The organism is Streptacidiphilus cavernicola (assembly GCF_042510955.1).
Taxonomy (GTDB): domain Bacteria; phylum Actinomycetota; class Actinomycetes; order Streptomycetales; family Streptomycetaceae; genus Streptacidiphilus; species Streptacidiphilus cavernicola.
This window is the reverse complement of the sequence record NZ_JBHFAB010000026.1, coordinates 60849-77482: the sequence shown is the minus strand read 5'-3', so window position 1 is coordinate 77482 and position 16634 is coordinate 60849. Positions and strand designations below refer to the sequence as shown.

Annotated in this window: 13 protein-coding genes; 2 read left to right on the top strand and 11 right to left on the bottom strand. The window is 72.2% G+C overall.

Annotated features, from left to right (window positions below; all coding sequences use genetic code 11):
• The 3 genes from rpsP to proS form a co-directional block, all read right to left on the bottom strand.
• Positions 1–447, bottom strand: a complete 447-nt coding sequence (gene rpsP / locus ACEZDE_RS27970) for a 30S ribosomal protein S16 (protein WP_380541707.1) — start codon at positions 445–447, stop codon at positions 1–3.
• A gap of 200 nt (positions 448–647) precedes the next feature.
• On the bottom strand, positions 648–1253 hold the full coding sequence (locus ACEZDE_RS27965; RefSeq protein WP_380541704.1) for a hypothetical protein: 606 nt from the start codon (positions 1251–1253) through the stop codon (positions 648–650).
• A gap of 261 nt (positions 1254–1514) precedes the next feature.
• Positions 1515–2927: a proline--tRNA ligase gene (gene proS, locus ACEZDE_RS27960; protein ID WP_380541701.1), complete on the bottom strand. Its 1413-nt coding sequence runs from the start codon at positions 2925–2927 to the stop codon at positions 1515–1517.
• Between the two features lie 228 nt (positions 2928–3155).
• Here proS and ACEZDE_RS27955 point away from each other — a divergent pair, with 228 nt between their 5' ends.
• Positions 3156–4031, top strand: coding sequence for a class I SAM-dependent methyltransferase (locus ACEZDE_RS27955; RefSeq protein WP_380541698.1), 876 nt, complete (start codon positions 3156–3158; stop codon positions 4029–4031).
• A 3-nt stretch (positions 4032–4034) separates the two neighbouring features.
• Here the strand turns inward: ACEZDE_RS27955 and ftsH are convergent, their stop codons facing one another.
• From ftsH to nsdA, 7 genes are all read right to left on the bottom strand, one after another.
• Positions 4035–5969: an ATP-dependent zinc metalloprotease FtsH gene (gene ftsH, locus ACEZDE_RS27950; RefSeq protein ID WP_380541695.1), complete on the bottom strand. Its 1935-nt coding sequence runs from the start codon at positions 5967–5969 to the stop codon at positions 4035–4037.
• A gap of 60 nt (positions 5970–6029) precedes the next feature.
• Positions 6030–6548: a GNAT family N-acetyltransferase gene (locus ACEZDE_RS27945; RefSeq protein ID WP_380541691.1), complete on the bottom strand. Its 519-nt coding sequence runs from the start codon at positions 6546–6548 to the stop codon at positions 6030–6032.
• 32 nt (positions 6549–6580) lie between these two features.
• The gene (gene ffh, locus ACEZDE_RS27940; protein WP_380541688.1) at positions 6581–8134 is read right to left on the bottom strand and encodes a signal recognition particle protein; all 1554 of its coding nucleotides are present in this window, start codon (positions 8132–8134) and stop codon (positions 6581–6583) included.
• 130 nt (positions 8135–8264) lie between these two features.
• Complete coding sequence (locus ACEZDE_RS27935; protein ID WP_380541685.1) at positions 8265–10745, bottom strand: [protein-PII] uridylyltransferase; 2481 nt, start codon at positions 10743–10745, stop codon at positions 8265–8267.
• A gap of 86 nt (positions 10746–10831) precedes the next feature.
• The gene (locus ACEZDE_RS27930) at positions 10832–11170 is read right to left on the bottom strand and encodes a P-II family nitrogen regulator (protein WP_380541682.1); all 339 of its coding nucleotides are present in this window, start codon (positions 11168–11170) and stop codon (positions 10832–10834) included.
• Entirely contained in the window at positions 11167–12513 is a 1347-nt protein-coding gene (locus ACEZDE_RS27925) for an ammonium transporter (protein WP_380541679.1), read from the bottom strand. The genes ACEZDE_RS27930 and ACEZDE_RS27925 overlap by 4 nt, the downstream gene beginning before the upstream one ends.
• Positions 12514–12854: 341 nt before the next feature.
• Positions 12855–14321, bottom strand: a complete 1467-nt coding sequence (gene nsdA / locus ACEZDE_RS27920; protein ID WP_380541676.1) for a transcriptional repressor NsdA — start codon at positions 14319–14321, stop codon at positions 12855–12857.
• A 424-nt stretch (positions 14322–14745) separates the two neighbouring features.
• Here nsdA and ACEZDE_RS27915 point away from each other — a divergent pair, with 424 nt between their 5' ends.
• A complete protein-coding gene (locus ACEZDE_RS27915; RefSeq protein WP_380541673.1) occupies positions 14746–15270 on the top strand; it encodes a DNA primase in 525 nt (174 codons plus the stop codon).
• A 166-nt stretch (positions 15271–15436) separates the two neighbouring features.
• Here ACEZDE_RS27915 and ftsY read toward each other — a convergent pair whose 3' ends face one another.
• Positions 15437–16612 carry a signal recognition particle-docking protein FtsY gene (gene ftsY / locus ACEZDE_RS27910; RefSeq protein WP_380541670.1) on the bottom strand — a complete coding sequence of 392 codons (1176 nt, stop codon included), beginning with the start codon at positions 16610–16612 and terminating at the stop codon, positions 15437–15439.
• Positions 16613–16634: the final 22 nt, after the last annotated feature.

Genomic DNA, 16634 nt, shown 5'->3' with positions numbered 1-16634 from the left:
TCAGGACTCGGTGGACGCGGCAGCGTCGGCCGGAGCGGCGTCGGCCTCGTCCTTCTTGTCCGACTTCTTGGCCTTCGGGGTGATCGCGACACCGGTGGTGGAGTCCTCGAAGCCGGCAACGGCCTTCGCGAACAGGTGCGAGAAGTCCGTGACCTTGGGCTCGGCGACCTTGAGCGGCGCCGGGGCGGGCTCGCCCTTGAACTGCTGCCAGTCGCCGGTCAGCTTGAGGATCGCGAGCACGGCCTCGGTCGGCTGGGCGCCGACACTCAGCCAGTACTGCGCGCGCTCGTTGTCGACCTTGATGACCGAGGGGTCGTAGGTCGGCTGGTAGATGCCGATCTCCTCGATCGCCCGACCGTCACGCTTGGTGCGGGCGTCGGCGACGACGATGCGGTAGTGCGGGGAGCGAATCTTGCCGAGACGCTTCAGCTTGATCTTGACTGCCACGGGAGTGGTTCTCCTGGATTTGACGTGGGTGAGCAGCCGCGCATTCCACGTGGGGTTGCGGCTGCAGGCTGCTCGACGGACACGTCAGCCGGAGGAGAGAGGGGTCCTGCTCGGCTGCCGAGTACTCAGCTGTCCATTGTGCCATAGGACGGCAGGGCGGATTGCCGCCGCTGCCCCCTACGGAACCGGACCGACGCCCGCTAGCCGCGCGGCGGGACCTCGGCGATCCGGAACGGCTGTCCGCAGTTGCCGCAGACGATGGCGGCCTGGGCCAGCACCGAGGGGACCACCCGGACGTTGCGCCCGCAGTCGCAGACGGCCTTGACCCGGACGCCACCGCCGGAGGAGCCGTGCCTGGTGGCCGGTCCGCGGAAGCTGCGGGCCCGGTCCTGGACCGGTCCGCTGGTGGCGGCGGCGTGCGCGCCGAGGGCGAGCTGCAGCCTGCTGATCGTGTCGGAGTACCGTTCGCGGGTTTCCGCACGCATCGTGACCAGCGAGAAGCCGCTGCTCGGATGCGGATCGGCGGAGTGGTCCAGGCCGAGTTCGTCGGCGAGGGCCAGGAAGCGACGGTTGTGGTAGCGCCCTGCACGCGAGGTGTCACGGATGCCGCGCGCGGCGGCGAGCCCGTGGGCAGCCTCGTGCAGCAGGCGCTCGAAGCCCAGCTCGGTACCGCAGGCCGAAGAGGACTCGCCGATCAGCGATTCCGGGGCCGCGAGACTGGGCAGGTCGGAGTGGTAGCGCTGGATGTCGCCCCAGGCGAGGGCCAGCTCGGCCGCGAGGACCAGTGGTTGTTGTGTCGTGCTCACGCTACGCCAACGAGGGAGCGCTCCCGGATGTTCCGGTTTCAAGAGGTTGTCGTGGACGCGCATAGAGCACCCCGGCCGGGCGCGGACCGCGACGATCCGCCACGATTCCCTGACGGTCAGTCATCTTGCTGGTCAGCGAAGGTCTTTGGGTTTCAAACCGGAAACCGGAAAACCGGTCCACCAGTTCCGTGAAGGTTTGGTGAACCGGTTTTCCTACGCAACTTGTCTGCTCGGCGTCTCAACCGGTGAGATGAACCGGGGTCAGTAGGCCCGCGCGACGATCGCGATGTTGCCCGGCTGGTCGTCCGTCGCCGGAACCGAGCCGTCCTCGGCGACGATGCAGCGGACCGAGACGCCCTGCTCGGCGAGCTTGCGCTCGCCCTCCGGGCCGAGATCGGCCCAGGGCATCCGGCCCCAGCCGGTGGCCGCCGCCTCGACCGCCTCGTCGAGGTTGGCGACCTCCGCGGTACGGGACTCCCGGCGCTCCCGGGACTGGCGCAGCAGCAGCGCCTGGTCCTCCTCCAGCAGGCCGGGGACGATCGCCGCCAGCGCGTCCACCGAGACCGGCTCCTTGCCGCCGGCGATGCGCCGGGCCAGCATGGCGGTGCCGGCCTCCAGGTCGCGCGGGCCGACCTCGATCCGCAGCGGGACGCCCTTGAGCTCCCAGTCCACCGCGCGGCGGCCGAACGGGGTGTCGGTGCGGTCGTCCACGACCACCCGGACCCCGGCCGCCTCCAGCGCGGCGCCGATCTCGCGGACCTTGGCGATCACCGGCTCGTCGCCCTTGATCGCCAGCACCACGACCTGGGTGGCCGCGAGCCGCGGCGGCACCCGGAGGCCGTTGTCGTCGCCGTGCGACATGATCAGGCCGCCGACCATCCGGGTCGAGGAGCCCCAGGAGGTCTGCCAGACGTACTCGCGCTCGCTGCCGTTGGACAGGAACTGGGTGTTGAACGCCTTGGCGAAGTTCTGGCCCAGCTCGTGGCTGGTGCCCATCTGCAGCGCCTTGCCGTCGCCCATCATCGATTCCAGGGTGAGCGTGTTGATCGCCCCGGCGAACCGCTCCTTGGCGGTCTTGCGCCCGAGCACCACGTCGATGCCGAGCACATTGGTCATGAAGTCGCCGTAGACGTCGGTGTGGATCATCGACGCGTAGGCGCGGGCGTCCTCGTACGTGGCGTGGGCGGTGTGGCCCTCCTGCCAGAGGAACTCGGTGGTGCGCAGGAAGACGCGGGGACGCAGCTCCCAGCGGACCACGTTGGCCCACTGGTTGATCAGCAGGGGCAGGTCGCGGTGGCTCTGCACCCACTTGGAGAAGTACTCGTTGATGATGGTCTCGGAGGTGGGCCGGACCACGACCGGCTCGTCCAGTTCCTTGCCGCCGCCGTGGGTGACCACCGCGAGCTCGGGCGCGAAGCCCTCGACGTGCTCGGCCTCGCGGGTGAGGTAGGACTGCGGGATGAACATCGGGAAGTAGGCGTTCTGCGCGCCCGCCTTCTTGATCCGCGCGTCCATCTCCTGCTGCATCCGCTCCCACAGCGCGTAGCCGTACGGTCGGATGACCATGGTGCCGCGCACCGGACCGTTGTCGGCCAACTCGGCCTTGCTGATCAGATCCTGGTACCAGCGCGGGAAATCGTCCGCCTGGGGGGTGAGAACGGGAGCTTTTGCCATGCGCTGATGGTACGGGGCGCACGGGCGCGAATCCGAATCAATACCTTCGGGCTCTGGACTCCCGGCCGCAGTCGGAGTTGGCTGGACCCTGCCGGGAACGGAGCGCGACCGCTCCGCGACCCGGCGTGACTCAGCGCGGGCGTCCCTCACGCCCCGCGACGGGATCGGATCGAAGGGGCCCGGGTGATGGCTTCCGCATCGATGGCAGGCACTACGGTGAGTGCCGTCATGGGCACGGACGGTGGTACGGCAGGGCGGTCCCGGGCGCGGCAGCGGGCCAGGGACTGGGCCGAGATCCAGGAGCGGATGCTGGTCCCGCTCTACGAGGCGGTGTACGCCCGGCTCGAAGTCGGGCCCGCGACCAGCGTGCTCGGCCTCGGCTGCCGGTCGGGACTGGCCCTGCTGCTGGCCGCGGCGCGCGGCGCGGAGGTGGTCGGCCTGGAACCGGAGGCGGAGCTGCGCTCGCTGGCCCAGGACCGCTCACTGCGGGTGATGGCCGACGTCTACCGGGAGCTGGCCGACAGCGGCGACGGCACCGGCCGCGGCGGCGGACCGGGCGGTTCGGCGGGCGGCGGCTCCGCGGGCGGCGGCCCGGCGGGCGGCGGCCCCGCGGCGCACTCGTTGGTGACCGCGTTCGAGCACCTCTCCTGCACCGCCGATCCGCAGGCCCTGGTCCGCGACGCGGCCCGGCTGACCCTGCCCGGCGGGCATGTCGCGCTGGCCACCTGGGGCCCGCCGGAGCGCTGCGAGAGCGCCCCGGTGCTGGGGATCGCGCGCCGGCTCGCGGACCCGCTCAGGCGCGGTCCCTACGCGCCGTTCGCGCTGAGCGTGCCCGGCGCGGTGGAGCAGATGGTCGCGCGGGCCGGACTGCGGCTCGGCGGCGGCGGGCGGGTGCTCTGCCCGTTCGCCTACCCGGACCTGGAGAGCGCCGTCCGCGGCCTGCTGTCCATGGGCGTCTTCGACGCGGCGGCGGACTACTCCGGCCAGCGCCAGGTGGAGAAGGAGGTCACCGAGGCGCTGCACCCCTACCGGCGCGACGACGGCTCGGTCCGGATGCTCAACGTCTTCCGCTACACCGTGGCCGAGCGGCCCCGGCTGCGCTGAGGCTCACAGGGTCTTCGCGGCGCGGGGCAGCCCGGCCGCGCGGTAGGCGTGCTCCTCGTCCAGGGTCTCGTGCTCCATCAGCGCGTCGGCCAGCGCGTCCAGCCGGGGGCGGTGCTCGGTGAGCTTGCGGCAGGCCTCCTCGTAGCACTCGGCGACGATGCGGCGGGCCTCGCCGTCCACCGCGTCCAGGGTGGCCGGGGCGGCGGAGAGGCCGTACGCGCCCTGGGTGTCGGCGGGGACGGCGGTGAGCCTGCCGACCACGCTGCTCATCCCCCAGCGGCCGGCCATGCCCCGGGCGATGCCGGTGACCTGCTCCAGGTCGCTCTCCGCGCCGGTGGTGATCACGCCGTAGACCACCTGCTCGGCGGCCATCCCGCCGAGCGCGCCGATGATCCGGCCGCGCAGGTACTCCTCGGTGTAGGCGTAGCGGTCCGCGTCCGGGGTGGACAGGGTGACGCCGAGGGCGCGTCCGCGCGGCACGATGGTGATCTTGCGGACCGGGTCGGCGCCGGGCTGCAGCATCCCCAGCAGCGCGTGCCCCGACTCGTGGTACGCGGTCCTGCGGCGCTCCTCCTCCGGCATCACCAGCGAGCGGACCGCGCCCAGCTGGACCTTCTCCAGGGCTTCGGCGAACTCGCGCGGGCCGACCTCGGCCCGGTCGTGCTTCACCGCCAGCAGCGCGGCCTCGTTGGCGAGGTTGGCCAGCTCGGCGCCGGTCATCCCGGGGGTGGTCCGCGCGACCTGGGCCAGGTCGACGCCCTCGGCCAGCGGGACGTCCCTGGTGTGGATCTTCAGGATGGCCTCGCGGCCGTCCCGGTCGGGCGGGCTGACGGTGACCGTGCGGTCGAACCGGCCCGGCCGCAGCAGGGCCTTGTCCAGCACCTCGGCGCGGTTGGTGGCGGCCAGCACGACCACGCCCTCGGAGCCGGAGAAGCCGTCCATCTCGGTGAGGATCTGATTGAGCGTCTGCTCGCGCTCGTCGTGGCCGCCCATGCCGCCGCCGCTGCCGCGGGTCCGGCCGATGGTGTCGATCTCGTCGATGAAGACGATCGCCGGGGCGACCTTGCGGGCCTCGGCGAACAGCTCGCGGACCCGGGAGGCGCCGACGCCGACGATCATCTCGATGAACTCGGAGGCGGAGGCCGAGAAGAACGGCACCCCGGCCTCTCCCGCGACGGCTCGGGCCAGCAGGGTCTTGCCGGTCCCCGGCGGGCCCGCGAGCAGGACGCCGCGGGGCATCTTGGCGCCCATCCTGCGGTAGGCGTCGGGCCGCTCCAGGAAGTCGACCACCTCGGTCAGCTCGGCCTTGACCTCGTCGATCCCGGCCACGTCGGCGAAGGTGGTGCGCCGGGCGCCGGGGCCGTCCAGGGCGACCGGCTTGGGCGGGGCCTTGCGGCCGAGCCCGGCCATCCCGCCGCCCGCGCCCATCCGCCTGGCGATCACCAGCCAGAGCACCACCAGCAGCAGCATCGGCGCCAGCGAGAGCAGCAGGTTGACCAGGAAGCTGCGCTCCTGGACCACCGGGCGGGCGTCCACCACGACGCCCTGGGCGGTCAGCGTGCTCCAGAGCCCGTCGTCGGCGAACACCGGCCGCTGGGTGCTGAAGTCGGTGTAGCTGCCCTTGCCGTCGTCCGGCTTGGGCTGGGCCTCCTTGAGCTTGCCCTGGATGCTGTCGCCCTTGGCGTAGATCTCGGAGACGTGACCCGCGGTCAGCTGCTTGGTGAACTCGGTGTAGGTGATGCTGGTGCTGCCGGCCCCGCTGAACAGGTTCAGCAGCAGGTCGACCAGCACGAACACGACCAGCGCGGTGAGCAGCATCCGCAGCCAGCCGCCGCGGGGCCCCCGGTTCGGCGGTGGTGTCGGGGGCGGCGACGGCGGGGTGCCCTCCGACCGCCACAGCTGGTCCGGGTTCTCGCGGGGCGGCACGGGAGTAGTCACCTTTGTGACAATACGGACATATGATCCGTCAATCCACCGTGCGCGCCACCGAGTACGCCTTTAGAGGCCGGGCCATTCCTCGGCGGTGAGGGCGTAGCGCTCGTGGTCGCGCCAGGCGTCCTGCAGGAACAGCATCCGCGGGGTGTAGCCCTCGTGCCGGAAGCCGAGCCGCTTCGCCATCGCGATCGAGGGCTCGTTCGCCGGCTGGACGTTGATCTCCAGCCGGTGCAGGTCCAGGCCGCCGTCGCTCTCCGCGGCGAAGCAGCGGTCCAGCACCAGCCGCATCCCCTCGGTCATCCGGCCGGTGCCGTTGTAGGGGAGGTAGGAGTTGTACCCCAGGCTGCCGTTGCGGAAGCGGCCGCGGACGATGTTGGCCACGTTGCAGCAGCCGACCAGGCCGCCGTCCTCGATGTCGAAGACCAGGTAGGTGCGCAGGGTCTCGCCCTGACGGCGGACCAGGTCCACCAGGCCGTCCGGCTCCAGCGGGTTCCACCGGCCGACGTGCTCGGTGGAACGGCGCACCGCCGCCGCGTAGGTGGGAGCGTCGGACAGTCTGGGGGTACGGATCTCCACTCGCATGCGCACATCATGGCGCATGCGAGTGGGGCGCCTCAGATGAGGTCCTTGAACTCCTTGGGGAGCTCGAAGTCCTCCGGGAGCTTGCCCGCGCCGGGGCCGAACGGGCTGGAGCCGGCGGCCGGACCCTCGGCCTTGCGCTCCAGCGCGGCCTTCTGCTCGGCGGCGCGCTTCAGCGGGTTGCCGGACTTCTGCTTGCCCTTGGCCTGCTTCTGCTGCTTGGCCTTGCGGGCGCCCCCGCCGCCCGAGCCGGGCATGCCCGGCATCCCGGGGATGCCCCGGCCGCCGGCCATCGCCGACATCATCTTGCGGGCCTCGAAGAAGCGCTCGACCAGGCTGCTGACCTCGGAGACGTGCACCCCGGAGCCCTTGGCGATCCGGGCCCGGCGGGAGCCGTTGATCAGCTTGGGGTCGTCCCGCTCGGCCGGTGTCATCGACTTGATGATCGCGCCGACCCGGGCCACGTCCCGGTCGTCAATGCTGTTGATCTGCTCCCGCATCTGCCCCATGCCGGGCATCATCCCGAGCAGCTTGGACAACGAGCCCATCTTGGAGACCTGCTCCAGCTGGGACAGGAAGTCGCCGAGGCCGAACTCCTTGCCGCCCTTGCTGGCCAGCTTGGAGGCCATCTTGGCGGCCTCGTCCTGGCTGAAGGTCTTCTCGGCGGTCTCGATCAGGCTGAGGATGTCGCCCATGCCGAGGATGCGCGAGGCCATCCGGTCCGGGTGGAAGGCGTCGAAGTCGGTCAGCTTCTCGCCGTTGGAGGCGAACATGATCTGACGGCCGGTGAGGTGCGCCACCGACAGCGCCGCGCCGCCTCGGGCGTCGCCGTCCAGCTTGGAGAGCACCACACCGGTGAAGTCGACGCCTTCGAGGAAGGCCTGCGCGGTGGTGACCGCGTCCTGGCCGATCATGGCGTCGACGACGAAGAGGACCTCGTCCGGGTCGACCGCGGCGCGGATGTCGGCGGCCTGCCGCATCAGCTCCTCGTCGATGCCCAGGCGTCCGGCGGTGTCGACGATGACCACGTCGTACTGCTTCTGCTTGGCGTACTCGATCGAGTCCTCGGCGACCTTGACCGGGTCGCCGACGCCGTTGCCCGGCTCGGGGGCGTAGATCGCCACCCCGGCCCGCTCGGCGACCACGCCGAGCTGGGTGACCGCGTTGGGGCGCTGCAGGTCGCAGGCCACCAGCAGCGGGGTGTGCTTCTGCTCCTTGAGCCAGTGGCCCAGCTTTCCGGCCAGGGTGGTCTTGCCCGCACCCTGGAGGCCGGCCAGCATGATCACGGTCGGGCCGGTCTTGGCGTAGCGCAGCCGCCGGGTCTCCCCGCCGAGGATGCTCACCAGCTCGTCGTTGACGATCTTGATGACCTGCTGGGCCGGGTTCAGCGCACCGGAGACCTCGGCACCGAGCGCGCGGTCCTTGACCTGCTTGATGAACGCCCGCACGGCCGGGAGCGCGACATCCGCCTCCAGCAGGGCGATGCGGATCTCGCGGCAGGTGGCGTCGATGTCCGCCTCGGACAGCCGGCCCTTGCCACGGAGGTTCTTGAACGTCGCTGCGAGGCGGTCGGAAAGGGTGTCGAACACGTCGGTCGCGGGTCCTCGTGGCTCGGGAACGGATGGGTCGTCGCCCTCCAGGGTATCCGCCCGTACCCGGTAGAGGCTCCACCCGGGTCAGCACAGCCTCGGCCCGGGTGCGGGGCGGCCCCGGCCCGGGTCAGGACAGCGCCAGCTCCACCGCGCGGGCCACCTCGGCGGCGCGCAGCGGCGACAGCGGCAGTTCGTCCGGTCCGGTGACGTAGAAGGCGTCGACGGCGTCGGCGCCCAGGGTGGAGATCCGCGCGGTGCGGACCCGGACCCCGGTGTCCTCCAGCGCCCGGCCGATCCGGTGCAGCAGCCCGGGGGCGTCGTGCGCGCGGACCTCCAGCACGGTCGCGCTGGCCGAGCCGCCGGGCGCCACGGTGACCCGCGGCGGCGGGGCGGCGATGCCGCGGCGGCGCGGGGCCGCGGCGTCCCGCTCGGCCAGCCTGCGGGTGACGTCCATGCCGCCGTCCAGGGCCCGGCGGATGTCCGCGCGCAGCCGCGCGGCCTCCGGGACCTCGCCGAACTCGGCCGCGACCTGCCAGGTCAGCGCGAGCACCGGGCCCGCGCCGATCGGGTCGAGCTCGCGGATCGCCGCCGCCCGTACCGTCAGCCGGTGCAGTGCCAGCACCCCGGCCACGGTCGGCAGCACCCCGGGGCGGTCCGGCAGGGCCAGGGTGAGGGTGACCCCCATCGGCTCGGCGCCCGGCTCGGCCGGGCGCTCGGCCTCGGCGTGCACCGACAGCACCGGGCCGCCGGTCCTGGCCGCCTCGACGGCCAGCCGCTCCTCCTCCGCGGACGGCTCGGGGGTCGCCGCCTCCGGCGTCCCGTGCGCGCCGTCCAGCGCCGCGGCGGCCCGCTCGGCCAGGTCGGCGACCAGGGCGGCCCGCCAACTGCTCCAGGCGGCGGGCCCGGTGGCCAGCGCGTCGGCCTCGGTGAGCGCGTGCAGCAGCTCCAGCACGCCGGTGCCGCCGACCACCGAGGTGATCGCGGCGACGGTGGCCGGGTCGTCCAGGTCGCGTCTGGTCGCGGTCTCCACCAGCAGCAGGTGGTGCCGGACCAGCAGCGCCAGCACCTCCACGTCCGGCTTGGGGAAGCCGAGCCGGGCCGCGACGTCCCGGGTGATCACCTCACCGGCCTCGGAGTGGTCCCCCGGCCAGCCCTTGCCGATGTCGTGCAGCAGCGCGGCGACCAGCAGCAGGTCGGGACGGGCCACCCGGCGGGTCATCGCGGCGGCCCGTACCGCCGTCTCGACCAGGTGCCGGTCCACGGTCCAGCGGTGCACCGCGTTGCGCTGCGGACGGCAGCGGACCCGGTCCCAGTCCGGGAGCATCCGGGCGATCAGGCCCTCGGCCTCCAGCGCCTCCCACACCGCGACCGCGCTCTCGCCCGCGCCGAGCAGGGTGACCAGCTGGTCCCTGGCCTCGTCCGGCCAGGGCACCGGCAGCGGCCGGGTCTCCGCCGCCAGCCGGCGCACGGTGGCCGGGGCCAGCGGCAGGTCCGCCTGGGCCGCTGCCGCGGCGGCGCGCAGCGGCAGCACCGGGTCGGCGGCCGGTCGGGCCGCGTGCGCCAGCACCGCCTCGCCGTCCTGCTCCACCACGCCCTCGGCCAGCGGGCTGCGCTCCACCCCGCCCCTGGCCGCGACATTGCGGGTGGCGGTGCTCGACCCGAAGCCGAACCTGACGGTGCGGCGGACCCGGCCGCCGCTGCGGGCCCGGAGCACCCGGTCCACCTCGCGCCAGGTGACGTCCGAGGCGTAGGCGACGGTGCGGGCCGCCTCGTAGACCTGGCGCAGCAGGATGTCGGCGTCCAGCACGCCCAGCTCCAGCGCGACCTGGTCCTGCTCCTGCAGGCTGAGCCGGTCGGTGGCGCGTCCAGTGACCAGGTGCAGGGTGTCCCGGACGTCGCGGAGCTTCGCCGCCGCCTCGGCCAGGCCGGTCCGCGGCGCGTCGGCGATCCAGGAGGCGGCGACCGCGTCCAGTGCGGTGAGGTCGCGCAGCCCGCCGCGGGCCTCCTTGAGGTCGGGCTCCAGCAGGAAGCCCAGCTCGCCGTGCCGCTCGGCCCGGTCCCGGCCCATCTCGTGCAGCTCGGGCAGGCGTTTGACGGCGTCGGCCCGCCAGTCCGCCAGGATCGCCGAGCGCAGCCCGGTGGTGAGGCCGGGGTCGCCGGCGATGTGGCGCGCGTCCAGCAGGCCCAGCTGGACCTTGAGGTCCTCGGCGGCCATCCTGCGCGCGGTGGGCAGGTCGCGGACCGAGTGGTCTAGGGCGATGCCGTTGTCCCAGACCGGGTACCAGATCTGCTCGGCCAGCGCGGGCACCGCCCGGCCCCTGGCGCCGCCGTCGTGCAGCAGCAGCAGGTCGAGGTCGCTGCGCGGGGACAGCTCGCCGCGCCCGTAGCCGCCGACCGCGACCAGGGCGACCCCGCCGAGGCCGTCCGCCGCGGTGGAGAAAAGCCCGGAGAGCCAGCGGTCGGTGAGCTCGGACAGGGCGGTGCGACGGGCCGCGCCGACCCTGCCGTCCTCGCGCAGCAGATGCAGCCGCTGGGCGGCGTAGCCGCTGGGTTCGGAGGCCGGGTCGCTGGAGTCCTGGCCGGGCGTCGCCTGCTGCCGATCCGTCAACGCTGCTCCCCTGAATGAAGAACGCCGGAATGGGGAGTCGGGTGTGAGCCCGACTCCCCCGCCCCTTTACGAGATGAGATTGTTCCCTACAGCGCGTCCGGACCGCGTTCGCCGGTGCGCACCCGGACGGTGGTCTCCACCGGGACGCTCCAGACCTTGCCGTCCCCGATCTTGCCGGTGCGGGCGGCCTTGACCAGGACGTCGATCAGGCCTTCCGCGTCGTCGTCCTCGGCGAGGATCTCGACCCGGACCTTGGGCACCAGGTCCACGGTGTACTCCGCACCCCGGTAGACCTCGGTGTGGCCGCGCTGCCGACCGTAGCCGCTGGCCTCGGTGACGGTGAGTCCGTGGACCCCGAAGGCCTGCAGGGCCTCCTTCACGTCGTCCAGGCGGTGGGGCTTGATGACTGCGGTGATGAGCTTCATGCCTCGACCTTCGTTCCCGCGTCGGCGTCCGACGTCGCCTCGTCGTCCTGGGCCACCCCGCCGGCCGGTACCAGCGCCTTGGAGAGCGCGGCGCCCACGGCGCTGAAGTCGTAGGCGGACTCGGCGTGCTCCGCCTGGTCGATGCCCGCGACCTCGACGTCCTCGGAGACCCGGAAGCCCATCGTCTTGTCGATGATCTTGCCGATGACGTAGGCGAGGACGAAGGAGTACGCGCCGACCACCACGACGCCCAGGGCCTGCCGGCCGAGCTGGGTGAAGCCGCCGCCGTAGAACAGGCCGGCGTAGGAGGAGCCGGCGTGGCCGGTCGAGAGCAGGCCGATCAGCAGGGCGCCGGTGGCGCCGCCGACCGCGTGGACGCCGACCACGTCGAGCGAGTCGTCGAAGCCGAAGCGGTACTTGAGGCTGACCGCCCAGGCGCAGAGCGCGCCGCAGAACAGGCCGAGGCCGATCGAGCCCAGCGGGCTGATGAAGGCACAGGCCGGGGTGATCGCGACCAGGCCGGTGACCGCGCCGGAGGCGGCGCCCAGCGTGGTGAACGAGCCGTGCCTGATCTTCTCGTAGGCCAGCCAGCCGATCATGGCCGCGCCGGTGGCGATCTGGGTGTTCATGAAGGCGATGCCGGCCAGGCCGTTCGCCGCCAGGGCGGAGCCGGCGTTGAAGCCGAACCAGCCGAACCACAGCAGACCGGAGCCCAGCATCACCAGCGGCAGGCTGTGCGGACGCATCGGGTCCTTCTTGAAGCCGATCCGCTTGCCCAGCACGAAGGCCAGCGCCAGACCCGCCATACCGGCGTTGAGGTGGACCGCCGTCCCGCCGGCGAAGTCCAGCACGTGCATCCGGTCGCCGAGCCAGCCGCCCTGGCCGCCGTTGAAGTAGAAGACCCAGTGCGCGACCGGGAAGTAGACGATGGTGACCCAGAGCGCCAGGAACAGCGCCCAGGCCGAGAACTTGGCACGGTCGGCGATCGCGCCGCTGATGAGGGCCGGGGTGATGACGGCGAACATCAACTGGAAGGCGGCGAAGGCGAAGACCGGGATGCTCCCGCTGAGTTCGTTCATGCCGATGTTGCGCATGCCGAACATGTGCAGGTTGCCGATGAGGCCGTGGAACGAGTCGGTGCCGAAGCTGAGCGAGTAGCCGTACAGCACCCACAGGACCGTGACGATCCCGAGGGCGAGGAAGCTCATGATCAGCATGTTCAGGGCGCTCTTCACGCGGACCATGCCGCCGTAGAAGAACGCGAGGCCCGGCGTCATCAACATGACCAATGCCGCGCTTATGAGTACAAAAGCGGTGTCCCCGCCGCTGAAGCCGCTAGGCATTCGGCGTCTCCTCGAGTGTTGGGCCGCTCCGTCTTCCGGGTATCCGTCCCGTGCCCCCGGAAGCGTCGGCTGTTGATGAGGAGATTGACCGAGGGCGGTTTCGGCCGATCGGTGAGCGTGTTTCGCGGCAGTGACGAAGCTGACGGCAGTGTTACGCGCCCGTGAACAGGGGAACCGGAGCGGGTACGCACCGCTACCCTGACGCCCTGCGATGCCGGAGCGGCGGAACGTGACCGACCGCGGAAACCGACCCGCGGAACTGGCATGGGGGAGCCGAGTTTCGAGGGTTTCCGCGGTCGGAGTCTCGTTTGTCCGTGTTCAGGCGATGGCTGGAAACCGCCTCACACGGCCTGGTTGCGGGTGTACTCCGGCAGTTCCTGCTTGACCCGGTCGCGCAGCTCGATCACCTCGGCCACCCCGCGGAACTCGTCCGTCGCCGCGGCCGTGGTCTTGCGGACCCGGGTGTTGACCCGCTCGGAGCGGATCCGGATGGCGATCTCCAGGGCCTGCTGCGCGGACGCCGCCGCCTCCTCCGGCTGCTTCTGCAGCAGGTGGACGCTGGACATGCCGATCAGGTTCAGCGCGTAGGAGCGCTGGTGGTCCGGGTCCTGGGCGAACAGCTCCACCGCGCGCTCCATCACCGGCTGCGCCTGCAGCGCGTACACCTCGCTGCGGCCCGCGTGGTAGCTCAGGTCGCGGTAGGAGTGCGCGTTCTCGGCGTTGAGCTCGGCCTCGGAGAAGAAGGTGATCCAGTCCGGCTCCTGCTCCAGCGGGACGCTGATGTCCGTGAAGGAGTCCTCGGCCAGCCGGGCCGCCCGGTAGCACTTGTTGACCTCGCCGAGGTTGGCGTAGGCGCGGGCCTCCAGCGCGTGCATCAGGGCGCTGGTCCTGGCGGTGGCGGTGTCGCGGCTGCCGTACTGGGCGAGGTGCACCAGCTCCAGGGCGTCGGAACTGCGGTTGAGGTGGATCATCTGCCGGCACATGTCGGAGAGGATCAGCGCGCCGAAGGGGCGGTCGCCGGCCTCCTTGGCCGCGTGCAGCGCCAGCACGTAGTACTTCTGCGCGCTGGGGTGCATCCCTATGTCGTAGGACATCCACCCGGCCAGGTGCGCCAGCTGGGCGGTGGTCTGGAACAGGCGGCGGGTGACGTCGGCCGGGTAGGTCTCCTGGAGCAGGTCGCAGACCTCGTGCAGCTGGCCGACCACGGCCTTCCGGCGCAGGCCGCCGCCGTTCTGGGCGTCCCACTGGCGGAACATCCGGACCGTGGACTCCAGCAGGGCCAGCTCCGGCGGGGAGATCCGGCCGGTCGGCGGGCGGCCGCCGCGGGCGGTGGCGAGGGCGCCGGTCGGCAGCCCGCCGGAGGCCGGGGCCGGGGCGAGCCAGCGCTGCATCGGCTCGATCAGCGCGGAGCCCGCGGTCAGCGCCAGCGAGGTGCCGAGGAAGCCGCGACGGTTGAGCATCAGGTCGCTGCGCGAGTAGTCGGAGATCAGCTGGACCGTCTGGCTGCCGTTCCAGGGGAGGTCCACCCCCGAGCCCGGGGCGAGGTTGGGGACCGCCTTGAGGCCGAGGTCCTCGATCGTCACCAGGGAGCCGAAGCGCTCCGAGAAGAGGTCCGAGAGGATCTTGGGGATCGGCTCCCGCGGGCTCTCGCCGTCCAGCCAGCGGCGCACGCGTGAGGTGTCGGTACTGATGTGGCTGGCGCCGATCTGCCGGGCCCGCCGGTTGACCTGGCGAGCCAACTCGCCCTTCGACCAACCGCTCCTGACGAACCACGTCGCCAGCTGCTCATTGGGTTGCTTCTCACCCACCGGAACGCCCCCATCCCGGGACGGCCCGATGCCGTCCAAAAAATATTGGATTATGCTGGCACGGATCTTGCACACAGATCTTTCACACCGTCAGAGATCTTTGGGTGCACGATCGTTGGCTTCAGGCCCGTTGCTTGCGGTGCGAACGTAGCGCGGATTCCGCCGTACGAGGGAGTCGAGCCTCAGAAACGCCACCTTTCGCCACCCCTGCGAGTGAACTTCGGGCTTCTTCGGCGCGCTTCACTTGATCTGGATCTCAGGGCGAGCCTCGCGCAATCCCGACGGTCCGGCAACGGGATCCGGGAATCTCACCCCATCAGGGGGCGCGAAAGCATCGGCGACGCGCCCCGCAGGGAGCCCGTACGCCTTTCCGCGCTCCGCGGCGTAACCATCGGTACTCGATTTCGGTTGGTGGTGAGTGGACTTGGACATCCTGTTCGGCAACCCGATCTTCAGCGGCCGGTCGCTCGGCCCGCGTGGGCGCGCCCACGCCACCCGGTGCCAGACGGCTGCCGAGTACACCCGGCGCTGGGGGTGGACGGTGGCCCTGGCCGGCTCCGAGCTGCGCCTGGTCACCGGCCTGGGCTTCGACGCGCTCGACGTGCCCGAGGACGTCGGCTGCCGCGCGCTGGTGCGGATGGAGCGGATGGGCGTCCGGCCGGGCCCGGTGCTGGCGGGCCCCGGCGACCGGGCCCTGTTCCTGGTCGCGCCGCACACCGCGGAGGCCCTGCCCGAGCTGCTCTACAAGACCGGCTGGGACGACGCGGAGCTCGACCTGGCCTGCCACGGCGTCGGCTCGTCCGTCCCCGCGCCGCCGACGCCGCTGACCCGCTGGCTGCGCCGCCCCGGCGCGGAGACCGCGAGCCGCCCGCCGGAGGCCAGGCTGCTGCTCGGCGCACTGGCGTACGCGTGCCACGGGGGCGTGGCGGAGCTGGTCGGGCGGCGCTGACGCGGCTCCGCCGCAGGGGAACGACTGGAGCGTAGGCGCAGGGCGACGGCTGGGGTGTCGGCCGAGGGCGACCAAAGGCACAGCGCAACGGCCGAGGACCGGGACAAGGCACTCACTCACGTGAGTGAGTGGTGGTCCCGGCCCTCGGCCGTTCGTTCCGGGCGGCTCAGCCGATCAGCGCGTCCACGAAGCCCGCGGGGTCGAACGGCGCCAGGTCGTCCGCGCCCTCGCCCAGGCCGATCAGCTTCACCGGGACGCCCAGCTGGCGCTGCACCGCGACCACGATGCCGCCCTTGGCGGTGCCGTCCAGCTTGGTCAGCACGATGCCGGTGATGTCCACCACGTCGGCGAAGACCTTCGCCTGCACCAGGCCGTTCTGGCCGGTGGTGGCGTCCAGCACCAGCAGCACCTCGTCCACCGAGCCGTGCTTCTCCACCACCCGCTTGACCTTGCCCAGCTCGTCCATCAGGCCGGTCTTGGTGTGCAGCCGCCCGGCGGTGTCCACCAGCACGGTGTCCGCGCCCTCGGCGATCCCCTGCTTGACCGCCTCGAAGGCCACCGAGGCCGGGTCGCCGCCCTCGGGGCCGCGGACGGTACGGGCGCCGACCCGCTCGCCCCAGGTCTGCAACTGGTCCGCGGCGGCGGCCCGGAAGGTGTCGGCCGCGCCGAGCAGCACCGTACGGCCGTCGGCGACCAGCACCCGGGCCAGCTTGCCGCTGGTGGTGGTCTTGCCGACGCCGTTGACGCCGACCACCAGCACCACCGCGGGGCGCGGCGGCTCCTCCTCGGCGTGCCGGGCGGTGTGCAGGGTGCGGTCCATGGTCGGGTCGACCAGGGTGGTCAGCTCCTCGCGGAGCAGCGCGGTCAGCTCCTCCTGCGAGCGGGTGCCCAGCACCTTGACCCGCGAGCGCAGCCGCTCGACCAGCTCCTGGGTCGGCGCCACCCCGACGTCGGCGACCAGCAGCAGTTCCTCGATCTCCTCCCAGGTGTCCTCGTCGAGGTGGTCCCGGGAGAGCAGGGCGAGCAGGCCCTTGCCCATGGTGTTCTGCGAGCGCGCCAGCCGGGAGCGGAGCCGGACCAGGCGTCCGGCGGTCGGCTCGGGCACGTCCAGCACGGGTGCGGCGGGGGCCTCGGCGGCCGGGGCCTCGGCCGCCGGTTCCGGTCGGGGCTCGGCGGCGGGTTCGGCTCCCGGTTCGGCGGCCGGCTCGGCCCGCGGCGGCGCGACCTGCGTCGGAGCGGCCTTCGGCGGCAGCTCCTTGCGGCGCCTGCCGGTGACGACGAGGCCGGTGGCGGCTCCGAGGAGGACGACGGCGATGACTACGGCAATGATGATGTATTCCATGACGCCTCCCAGTATCAGGGAC

What these genes read in the sequence shown, in the direction of transcription:
- proS (WP_380541701.1), bottom strand. Translation starts at nt 2,927, where the DNA reads ATGGCAAAAGCTCCCGTTCTCACCCCCCAGGCGGACGATTTCCCGCGC.
- ACEZDE_RS27955 (WP_380541698.1), top strand. Translation starts at nt 3,156, where the DNA reads ATGGGCACGGACGGTGGTACGGCAGGGCGGTCCCGGGCGCGGCAGCGG.
- ACEZDE_RS27945 (WP_380541691.1), bottom strand. Translation starts at nt 6,548, where the DNA reads ATGCGAGTGGAGATCCGTACCCCCAGACTGTCCGACGCTCCCACCTAC.
- ACEZDE_RS27930 (WP_380541682.1), bottom strand. Translation starts at nt 11,170, where the DNA reads ATGAAGCTCATCACCGCAGTCATCAAGCCCCACCGCCTGGACGACGTG.
- ACEZDE_RS27925 (WP_380541679.1), bottom strand. Translation starts at nt 12,513, where the DNA reads ATGCCTAGCGGCTTCAGCGGCGGGGACACCGCTTTTGTACTCATAAGC.
- ftsY (WP_380541670.1), bottom strand. Translation starts at nt 16,612, where the DNA reads ATGGAATACATCATCATTGCCGTAGTCATCGCCGTCGTCCTCCTCGGA.